The sequence below is a fragment of the Streptomyces sp. NPDC002265 genome (assembly GCF_040296125.1).
Lineage (GTDB): Bacteria > Actinomycetota > Actinomycetes > Streptomycetales > Streptomycetaceae > Streptomyces.
Window position 1 is genome coordinate 20,675 of sequence record NZ_JBEOWS010000075.1, and the last position, 10,329, is coordinate 31,003.

Sequence of the window (10,329 nt, forward strand, 5' to 3'; positions counted from 1 at the left end):
CCATTGTCGTGCTCCGGGCCGTCGTCCGCCTGCGCACCGGCCCGCCCGCAGCCTGCGCGGCAGCCCGTCCCGCCGGGCGGGGCGGCCTCCGTGCGGTGTCGTCGGCCTCCCTCACCGCGCCCAGCGGACATCGTAGGATTGCCCGAAAGATCTCGATATGCATGGTTTGGGCATAGGTCGGGAGAAGCAGGTGGGCCGCATCAGCGCGGTCGTCGTGATCAAGCCCCGCCGGGAGTTCTCGTGCCGCGTGACCGGATCCGCAGGGCCCTCCGCCGGTACCGCGGTGGGCGGCCCGAGGACGTCGGAGCACGGCAGCGGAGGAAGCCGGAGTCGCGGTGGGTGCGCTGGCTCCCGGCCGGCTACGTCGTGGTGATCCTTGCTCTCGAACCCCTCACCCCGGTGCAGTGGCCGGTGAGCTTCCTGCTCACCGCCCTCCCCGTGATCGCCGCCTTCTCCTACGGTCCCGTCGCCGTCGCCGGGGTCACGGTGTTCGCCGTCGGGTTCGAGATGGTCCTGGCCGGTACCCCGTGCTGCGCGGGCCGCGAGGTGGGGTACCTGTGGGAGCGCCACTATGTGACCGCGTACATCTGCACCGCCCTGCTCGGGGTGCTCGGCACGATCCTCGCCGCTCACCGGATCCGCCGGGAGCGGACCCTGGCGTCCGTGCGTTCCGTGGCCGAGACCGCGCAGCAGGTGCTGCTGAGCCCGGTGCCCCACCGCCTCGGGCCGATCAGGGTGGAGACCCTCTACCTGTCCGCCGCCGCGGAGGCGCGCATCGGCGGCGACCTGTACGAGGCGGTGCCCAGTCCGTACGGGGTGCGCCTGCTCATCGGCGACGTCCGGGGCAAGGGCCTGGTCGCGGTGGAGACGGCGGCGACGATGCTCGGCGCCTTCCGCGAGGCCGCCCACGACGAACCCGATCTCACCGCGGTGGCCCGCCGGGTCGAGGACAGCATGCACCGCAGGGCGGCCCTGCTCCCGCCCGGCAGCGAGGTGGCCGAACGCTTCGTCACGGCGGTGTTCGCCGAGATCCCCGATCACGAGCCCGTGGTCCGTATCGTCAACTGCGGTCACCCGCCACCCCTGCTCATCAGCCACGACGGCGTCGTCGAGCTGGAGCCGGACGATCCCTCGCCGCCCGTCAACATCGGTGTGCTGGTCGACAAGCACCACCGGGTGGACGTACGGCGTTTCCGTCCCGGCGATCTGCTCCTGCTCTACACCGACGGTGTGACCGAGGCCCGCGACGAGGGCCGGAACTTCTATCCCCTCCTCGACCGGGTGCGGTCGTGGGGCTTCCTCGAACCCCGCGCGCTGCTGGACCGGCTCCACGAGGACCTGCTCGCCCACACCGGCGGGATCCTGGACGACGACACCGCCGCCCTCGCCGCGTACCGCACCCAGGAGCCCCCGAAGCCCCGTGCCGACCACGAGGGGAGCCGCGACCTCGGTCAACCCGGCTCCGGACCGGGATCCCCGGTCTCCGCCGGCAGTGCCAGCTCGGCCCAGATCACCTTGCCCTGGGGGGTGTAGCGGGTGCCCCAGCGTTCGGACATCTGCGACACCAGGAACAGGCCCCGGCCGCCCTCGTCCATCGTCGCGGCGTACCGCAGATGCGGCGAGGTGCTGCTGCCGTCGGCCACCTCGCAGATCAGCGCGCGGTCGTGGATCAGACGCACATGGATCGGCTCGGAGCCGTAGCGGATGGCGTTGGTGACGAGTTCGCTCAGGATCAGCTCCAGCACGAAGCCGAGCTCGAACAGGCCCCACTCCTCCAGCTTGCCGGTCACGGCCTCGCGCATCGCCCCGACGGCGGCCGGCTCGCCGGGCACGTCCCAGTCGGCGATCCGTTCGGGCGGCAGGCCGCGGGTACGGGCGACGAGCAGGGCGACGTCGTCCTTGGGGCGGTCGGGCAGCAGCGCGTCCAGGACCGCCTGGCAGCTCTCCTCGGGGCTGCGCTCGGGGTGGCCCGCCAGCGCGTCGGCGAGCAGCTGCATGCCCTCGTCGAGGTCGCGTCGGCGGTCCTCGATGAGTCCGTCGGTGTACAGGACGAGCTGGGTGCCCTCGGCGAGCTCCAGCTCGGCGGTCTGGAACGGCAGGCCGCCCAGGCCCAGCGGAGGCCCGGCCGGCAGGTCGGGGAAGGTGGCGACGCCGTCCGGGCACACGAGCGCCGGGGCCAGGTGCCCCGCCCGTGCCATGACGCAGCGGCGCGTCACGGGGTCGTAGATCGCGTACAGGCAGGTGGCGCCCATGACGCCGGCGGGGCTCTCCGTGTCCGCCTCCTCCTGGTCCATGCGGCCCACCAGGTCGTCGACATGGCTGAGCAGCTCGTCGGGCGGCAGGTCGAGTGCGGAGAAGTTGTGCACCGCGGTGCGCAGCCGCCCCATCGTGGCGGCGGCGTGCAGGCCGTGGCCGACCACGTCGCCGACGGCCAGCGCGACCCGGCCGCCCGGCAGCGGGATCACGTCGAACCAGTCGCCGCTGACCCCCGACTGGGCGGGCAGGTAGCGGTAGGCGACCTCCAGCGCGTTCTGCTCGGGCAGGGCCCTGGGCAGCAGACTGCGCTGGAGGGTGACCGCCAGCGCGTGCTCGCGGGCGTAGCGGCGGGCGTTGTCGAGGCTGACCGCGGCCCGGGCCACGAGCTCCTCCGCCAGCGACACCTCCTCCTCGTCGAAGGGCGCGTGCTGCGTGGAGCGCCAGAAGTTGGCCATGCCCAGCACCACACCGCGGGCCCGGATCGGGGCGGTGATGAGGGACCGGATGCCGTAGTCGAGGATCCGCCGGGTGCGTTCGGGGTCCTGGGCGTGCCAGCCGGTGGCGGTCGTCAGGTCGGCCACCAGTTCGGAACGGCCCGAGCCGTAGCCGCGGGCCTGCGGGGTGGACGGCACGAAGTCGATCAACCGCCCCTTCTCGTAGAGCGGGTGGTCGTCCCTGACGCCGTACACGGCCGTGCGCCGCATGCCGGTCGCCGTGGCGGCCGGCTCCTCGCCGTGCAGCACGCCGTCGGCCAGGTCCACGGTGACGTAGTCCGCGAACCGCGGGACCGCCACGTGCGCCAGCTCGTCGGCGGTGCGCAGCACGTCCAGGGTGGTCCCGATGCCCAGGCCCGCGTCGTACAGCAGCTTGAGCCGTTCGCGCGCGATCTCGGCCCTGCCGGTCACCGCCTGGAGTTCCGTGGAGTCGCGCAGGGTGACCACGGTGCCCTTGGGGCCGCCGTCGCGGTCCGTGGGCCGCTGGTTGACCGCGAGCAGGCGCTCCCCGGCGAAGTACACCTCGTCGGAGGCCTCGCGGCCGGACGCGAGCAGCGACCGCAGCTCGGGGGCGAGGCGGGGCAGGTCCGTCACGTGCCGGCCCTCGGCGTCCGGCGGCAGGCTCAGCAGCCGGACGGCCTCGTCGTTCGCCAGCAGCAGCCGTCCGTCGCCGCCGACGATGAGCACGCCTTCGCGTACGGAGTGCAGCACCGCGTCGTGATGGTCGTACATGCGGCTCATCTCGTCCGGGGCCAGGCTGTGGGTCTGCCGGCGCAGCCGTCTGGCGACCAGGACCGTGCCGCCGGTGGCCAGCACCAGGGCCGCGATCCCGGTGCCCAGGATGATCGGGAGTTGCCGTTCCACCGCGCCGGTGACGTTCTTGACCTTCAGTCCGGCGGACACCAGGGCGACGACGTGGCCGTCGGGGTCCTCGACCGGGACGATGGCCTGCACCTCGTGACCCAGCGGCCCGCGGACGCTCTCCACGTACACCTGTCCGTGCAACGAGGGCTCGATGTTGCCGACGAACCGCTTGCCGATCCGGCTCGGCAGCGGGTGGGTGTAACGGATGCCCTTGGTGTCCATGATCACGATGAAGTCGACCCCGGCCGCCTTGCGCCCCGCCTCGGTGAGCGGTTGGAGGATCTTGCTCGGGTCCGGGCTCTGCACGGCCGCCAGGACGCCGGGCGAGTGCGCGTAGGCCTGCGCCACCGCCACGGAACGGCGCTCGGCCTCGGCCTTGGTGTCCCGCTCCGACTGGAGGAAGACCGCCACTACGCCGCAGGCCACGAGCAGGACGACCAGGGCCACTTGGAGCACCAGCACCTGCCCCGCCACGCTGCGGGGGCTTTTGCCGACCAGGCGTCCGAGCCAGCGGCGTCGAAAATCGGCGAAACGATTCGCCATGTGACCTTTGTAGCACTGGTGATCCCGGGGGGCCATGTCCGCACCACCGGGGCGGCCGGCGCCCCCGGATCCGCCCGGGGCACGAGAGGGGGCAGCCGTCGCGCGGGGACGGGTCAGCCGTCGCGCGGGACGGGCCTGATCCGTGGCACCGCCCGGCTCAGGTCCAGCACACCCAGCACGATCAGCACGGCGCCCAGCACCTCGGGGACGAGCCACCAGCCGGTCCGGATCTCCTCGCCGAACAGGAACACCCCCAGCGCGAGGCTCACCGCCGCGTCCCCGACGGTCAGCGCGGGCTGGGCGGCGGCCAGCGGGCCGGCCTGGAGCGAGTTCTCCAGCAGCACGACGGCGGCGATCCCGGTGAGCGCGAACCCGTACGTCTGCCAGGAGCGGAGGAACGCCGGGAGGCCGGCGTCGGCGAAGGTGCCCGCGGCGGACTTGAGCAGCGCGGCCGTCAGGGCGTTGCCGATCGCGGCGGCCGCCGCCAGCACCGCGGCCCGGAAGGCCGCCGGACGCCCCGGGCGGGTCACGGCCACGGCCACGGCCATCGCGCCCAGACACAGTACGAGCGCGGGCACCCAGCGGACGACGGCGGCCTGGTTTCCGGCGCCGTGCGGTGCGGCCGCGGCCAGGGCGACACCGAGGCCCACGACCACACCGCACACCCCGCGCCAGCCCGTGCCCGGCAGTCGGCGGTGCAGCAGGTGCGCCCCGATGAGCAGGGCGAACGGCAGTTCCAGGATGAACAGCGGCTGGACCAGGGCGAGCGGTCCGTTGATCAGCGCGAGAGCCTGGAAGAGCGCGGCCCCGGCCACGCCCGCGATGCCGATCAGCCATGCGGGCTTGTGCATCAGTTCGAGCAGCAGCCGCAGCCCGCTGCGGTTGCTGTCCGACGCGGCCTTGCGCTGGAACGCGGTCCCGGTGGCATTGCTCAGGGCACCCGCGACCGCGAACACCGCAGCCAGCTCGATCACCTTCGGTCACCTGTCCGCGAGACGGCCCCCGCCCCAGTTTCGGAAACCGACGGCGAACCGACCACCCGGGCGCCACGCGAACCGGCCACCCGGGCGGCGCGCGGACCGGCCACCGGTCACAGCGGGAGAGCCGGCCGCCCGGAATTCCTGGGCGCCGGGGCCCGCCTGCTCACTCGCCGCGGCCCGCCGGGGTGCCCTGTTCCGCACCGTCCCGCTCCCCGCGCCCGACAAGGGTCTGCAAGGTGCGGATCAGCTGTCCGGCGTCCGGGCCGGACAGCGGAGCGAGGAAGCGGCGCTCCCCTTCCAGACGGGCCCGTTCGGCGGCACGGAAGCGGTCCCGGCCCACCGGCGTCAGCTCCACGATGTTCCTACGCCGGTCCTGGGCACTGCGGCGACGCTCGACGAACCGTTTCCCCTCCAGCGCGTCGACGAGCGCCACCATGGTCGTCCGGTCGACCCCCAGCACGGCCGCGGCCTCCGCCTGGGACAGCGGACGGCCTCCGGCGAACACGGCGAGGACCGCCAGTTCGCGGCCGTCGACGCCGAACGGCGCCAGCGCTCGGGCGGACTCCTCGGCCAGCCGCAGCTGTGCGTGCTTGAGCAGGTGGCCGAGGCGGCCGGCGAGCACCGCCGAGGGGTCCGGCGAGCCGTCGTCCGAGCCGTCGCCGTGCGTCACGGCACCAGCGTATCCACTGATAGTCAGTTCTGCTGATGATCAGCTACGCCGACGATATGCCGCCGGGGTGGCGGCAGACGGAGAATGGGCGAGTGACGGCCGTGTCGGAGCGGCAGCACGGCCCGGTGACGTTCGGGATCAAGACCACTCCGGGAGTTGACCGGAGCCCGGGATGACACCGGACGCGTTAGAGTCGACGGGCTTCCGCCCGGCCGCCGTCACCGTCCGCTCGCCCCGCCGCTCCGGGCTCTCCCGCCGGACCGCGGCCCACCAGCCCAGCCAGCCCAGTGAGGTGGTACCGCTTGAGCATCGTCGATCTCGCCGCGCTCGGTGAGTCCTTCACCCGCGACCCGTATCCCGTCTACGCGAAGTTACGGGCCCAGGGTCCGGTGCACCGGATCCGGATGCCGGAAGGAGGCGCGCAGGCCTGGCTCGTCGTCGGACACGAGGAGGGGCGTGCCGCGCTGGCCGATCCACGGCTCTCGAAGGACTGGGGCAAGGCGTCCCCCGCCCTTCCGCTCAGTGCCGTGTCCTCCGGCCCGCACATGCTCAGGGCAGACCCGCCCGACCACACCCGGCTGCGCAGGCTGGTCGCCCGGGAGTTCACGCCCCGCCGGGTGGAGGAACTCGCCCCGCGCGTCCAGGAGACCACCGACGCGCTGCTGGACCGGATGCTCGCCGCGCCGGACGGGCGCGCCGACCTCGTCGAGGCGCTGTCCTTCCCGCTGCCCATCTCGGTGATCTGTGAACTCCTCGGCGTCCCGGACCTGGACCGGGAGTCCTTCAGGACCTGGTCGAACGACGCGCTCGGCGCCACCGACGCCGGACAGCGCAGGGCCGCCGCGACCTCGATGGCGCGATTCATCGGGGAGTTGGTCGACGGCAAGCGCGAGCGGCCAGGACAGGATCTGCTGAGCGCGCTGATCCACGGTTCGGACGACACCGGCGACCGGCTGTCCCATGAGGAACTCGTCGGCATGGCCTGGCTGTTGCTCGTCGCCGGGCACGAGACGACCGTGAACCTCATCTCCAACGGCGTGCTCGCCCTGCTCACCCATCCCGATCAACTGGCGGCACTGCGAGCGGACTTCTCGCTCATCGACGCCGCAGTCGAGGAGATGCTGCGCTACGACGGCCCGGTGGAGACCCCCACGTTCCGCTTCACCACCGAGCCGGTGACGATCGGCGGCACGGTGATCCCGGCCGGCGGGGAACTCGTCCTCGTCGCCATCGCGGACGCCAACCGCGATCCCGCCCGCTTCGCCTCCCCCGACCGCTTCGACATCTCGCGTGACGCCCGCGGCCATGTGGCGTTCGGCCACGGCATCCACTACTGCCTGGGCGCTCCGCTGGCCCGGCTGGAGGCGCGCATCGCCGTCAGGAGCCTGCTGGAACGCTGTCCCGACCTGACGCTGGACATCCACCCCGCGGCGATCGGCTGGCGGCAGGGGATGCTGATCCGCGGCCCGCGCAGTCTGCCCGTGCGGTTCGGCGCCTAGAGCCTGTCCGGCGGGTCACGCCCTGGACCTCCGACGCGGTCCGGCCGGTCAGGGGCCCGGCCGGGCCTCGTCCTGTACCAGGCCGACGACATGGGCGGTGACCGTGTCCAGGATGCCGTCCCAGTCGGTCTGCGCGCCGAGCACGAGATAGTGGAGCGTGAGTCCGTCGGTCGTGGCGGCGAGGTAGCGGGACAGGACCGGGAGGGGCACGCGGAGCCGGAGACCCATGGTGCGGCAGAGGCTGCCGATGAGTTCGGCGTAGACGTCGCCGTACAGTTCGTGCTGCCGGCGGGCCAGGTGCGCGAACTCCGCCCGGCGCAGGGCGTATTGCGTCAGCTCATAGGTGAGCATGTGCTCGGCGGGGTGGGCGCGGACGTGGTCCCAGTACGCCTGGAACCCCGCCCGCACGGTCTCCTCCAGGGTGTCGCGCGGCCGCAGGGCCTGCTTGACGACGCTCACGGAGTGGTCGGTGATGGTCGTGATGACGGACTCCACCAGGGCCTGCTTGGAGTCGAAGCAGTAGTGGAAGACGCTCAGCGACACGCCCGCCTCGGCGGCGATGGACCGGGTCGTCGTCCTGTCGACGCCGTCCCGGGTCATCGCCCTGATCGCCGCTTCCGTCAGCTGTCGTCGTCGTTCGGCCGACGGCATCCGCGCCATCCGTGTGCCCTTCGCGCTCGTCGCCGCCCGTGGCCCACCGGGATCAGCCGGGAGCCACGGCCGTGGTCAACTTCCGTACACGCCCACGTCGTAGAGCGAGTACCCCCAGCCGGTGCCGCGGCCCAGGCCGTGGATCCGGACGTAGCGGGCCGGGCTGCCGTCGAACCGGGCCGTGTCCAGGCCGCCGTCACCGGAGTCGGTGGCCCATGCGGTCCGCCAGGTCGTCCCGTCGGTGGAGAGCTCGATGCGGTACGACTTCCCGTACGCGCGCTCCCAGTCGAGGGTGACGCGCTTGACCAGGTACGTGTCGCCCAGGTCGATGCGCAGCCACTGGTCGTCGCTCCAGTCGCTGGCCCAGCGGGTGTCGCGGGTGCCGTCCACCGCCCGGCCCGGCGCGTAGCTGGTGAACGGGTTCCACTCCGCCGAACTGGCCGTGGCCGCGGCGCCCCTGGCCAGGTCGACGCCCGCCCGGTGCCGTTCCGTCGCTCCCCAGGTGCCGAGATAGGACTCGGCGCCCCGGAAGAGGTCGTCCACCACGTCCTGGCCGCCGACCAGCCGGATGTCCTCGATCCAGTCCGGGACGAGGCCGTAGTGCGCGGCTCCGTCGGTGTTCAGGTCCCAGGTGCGCTGCCCGGTCGTCTGCCGGTCGATGACGGAACCGCCGTCGACGCTCCTGAAGGGGTACGTGACCTTGTTCGGGGCGTCGGCGCCGCGCGGTGCCGGCCAGCCGCCGACGCCGTTCATGTCCGTTCCGTACCCGTAGCCCACGTCGTACTTGTCGCGCAGCGCCTTCGTGCGCCTGGCCTCCGCGGTGAAGCCCTCGGATCCGTGCATGTACTGGGCGATGAATCCGCCGACGCCGTAGACCCGTTCGGTCCAGTTCAGGTCCATCCAGCTGTGCGAGGAGATCACGCCGGGATACGAGTCGGCCTCCAGGATGTCGAGCGCCCGGCCGACCGCCTTGACGCTCATGTGGTCGATCTCCAGCATCATCTTGCGTTTCATCATGCCGCGTACGGCGTACTCGCCGAGGTCGGTCAGGCCACGGGTGTTGCACTGCGCGTCCGTGTCGTAGGCGGGGACGGCCACGCCCGCGGGCAGGTCCTTCTCCGCGGCGGAGGCGGCGGTGCCGATGGGGTTGTCGTGCTGGGGTCCGGTGCACTTCTCGGTCTTCCAGAAGGTGCCGGTCGACAGGAACTGCCCGACGTTGATGGCCGTTCCGAGTCCGCCCTCGTCGAAGCGCACCCCGCACAGCGCGTTGTCGAACTTGTGGCACAGGAACATGCTGCGCACGCCCAGTCCGTACAGTTCGTCGAGTCCGGCGTCGATGTCGGCCTTGCTGCACTGCGGGATGTCCAGGATCTGCTTGCAGCCGAACGGTTCGGACGTCTCCACCCCCAGGACCACCGCGAGCTTGCCCTGCTCGATCACCGAGCGGGCCTGCGCGCTGTCGGTGACGATCCGGAACCAGCCCCTGCCGGTGCCGCCGTACATCTTGTCGATGTACGCCTGGAGGTCGTAGGTGAGCTTCGCCTGGAGCCGGATCGACGTCATCTCGTCGCAGCCGCGGTCCTTGAAGAAGTACACCGAGCAGATCACGCCGTTGGTGACGAGGTCGTTGACGAGCACCCGCTGGCCGCCGCGCCAGGCCCGCTCGACCCAGGCGTAGTAGTTCTGCTGGTGGGTCAGCGAGTCATGGGCGGGCCAGTCCTTGAAGGTGGGCCAGCCGACCGGGTCGTGCTTGCCGTCACCGCCGCGGGTGATGTAGTCGAAGATCGCGAGCGAGCCGTCGGGGTAGTGCTCGGGACAGTCCTTGAGCGCGTCGGCGATCCCCGCCTCCGAGAACGGCTTGCCGCAGATGAGCCGCCCGCCGAAGCCCTCGTTCGCCATCAGATGGTCGTGCGCGTCGACGAAGCCGCGCACCTCTCCCTGGGCGTCGACGCCCTTGAACGGCTCGCCGGTGACGCCGATCTGCGAGTCCGGCGCGGGCCGTGCCGTCGGGATCCACCAGTCGGTGCCTGCCGCCGAGCTCGGCGTGGGACCGAGGGCCATGACGAGCACGAGGAAGAACAAGGAGAAAACGGTGACATGACGGCGTCCGCGGCCGGTGCGTCCAGTCCTGCTCACTGCCCACATCCCTTGGTCGGGGGGATGGCACGGTCGACGGGCCAGGCCGTGGCCGTGTGCGGTCGTCCCCGACCGTGGCCTGGATTGTCATGACCGGCGCAAAACTTTCGATGAGCATGACCACCGGCGCTTGACGAGTCAAGAGTCCGGGACGGTTGACCTGATGGGCCATCAGTGAGCGGGCGCGGGCCGGAGGCCGTGACCTCGGGGCGGCCGGCAGGCGGCCGGACCGCCCC

Annotated in this window: 7 protein-coding genes; 2 read left to right on the forward strand and 5 right to left on the reverse strand. The window is 72.2% G+C overall.

What is annotated here, in order from left to right:
• The first annotated feature begins 339 nt into the window (after positions 1 to 339).
• Complete coding sequence (locus ABT085_RS16110; RefSeq protein WP_351607197.1) at positions 340 to 1,533, forward strand: PP2C family protein-serine/threonine phosphatase; 1,194 nt, start codon at positions 340 to 342, stop codon at positions 1,531 to 1,533.
• Here ABT085_RS16110 and ABT085_RS16115 read toward each other — a convergent pair.
• The 3 genes from ABT085_RS16115 to ABT085_RS16125 form a co-directional block, all read right to left on the reverse strand.
• Positions 1,452 to 4,157, reverse strand: a complete 2,706-nt coding sequence (locus ABT085_RS16115) for a SpoIIE family protein phosphatase (protein ID WP_351607204.1) — start codon at positions 4,155 to 4,157, stop codon at positions 1,452 to 1,454. The genes ABT085_RS16110 and ABT085_RS16115 overlap by 82 nt on opposite strands.
• Before the next feature lie 113 nt (positions 4,158 to 4,270).
• Complete coding sequence (locus ABT085_RS16120; protein WP_351607206.1) at positions 4,271 to 5,131, reverse strand: DMT family transporter; 861 nt, start codon at positions 5,129 to 5,131, stop codon at positions 4,271 to 4,273.
• Positions 5,132 to 5,300: 169 nt separating this feature from the next.
• Entirely contained in the window at positions 5,301 to 5,807 is a 507-nt protein-coding gene (locus tag ABT085_RS16125) for a MarR family winged helix-turn-helix transcriptional regulator (RefSeq protein WP_351607208.1), read from the reverse strand.
• A gap of 302 nt (positions 5,808 to 6,109) precedes the next feature.
• Here ABT085_RS16125 and ABT085_RS16130 point away from each other — a divergent pair, with 302 nt between their 5' ends.
• Positions 6,110 to 7,306: a cytochrome P450 family protein gene (locus tag ABT085_RS16130; RefSeq protein WP_351607210.1), complete on the forward strand. Its 1,197-nt coding sequence runs from the start codon at positions 6,110 to 6,112 to the stop codon at positions 7,304 to 7,306.
• A 48-nt stretch (positions 7,307 to 7,354) separates the two neighbouring features.
• On the opposite strand, the gene ABT085_RS16135 is transcribed toward ABT085_RS16130, so the two are convergent.
• Together ABT085_RS16135 and ABT085_RS16140 are read right to left on the reverse strand one after the other, a co-directional pair.
• Positions 7,355 to 7,966: a TetR/AcrR family transcriptional regulator gene (locus ABT085_RS16135; RefSeq protein ID WP_351607212.1), complete on the reverse strand. Its 612-nt coding sequence runs from the start codon at positions 7,964 to 7,966 to the stop codon at positions 7,355 to 7,357.
• Between the two features lie 66 nt (positions 7,967 to 8,032).
• Positions 8,033 to 10,018, reverse strand: a complete 1,986-nt coding sequence (locus tag ABT085_RS16140) for a galactose-binding domain-containing protein (RefSeq protein WP_502982740.1) — start codon at positions 10,016 to 10,018, stop codon at positions 8,033 to 8,035.
• Positions 10,019 to 10,329 lie beyond the last annotated feature (311 nt).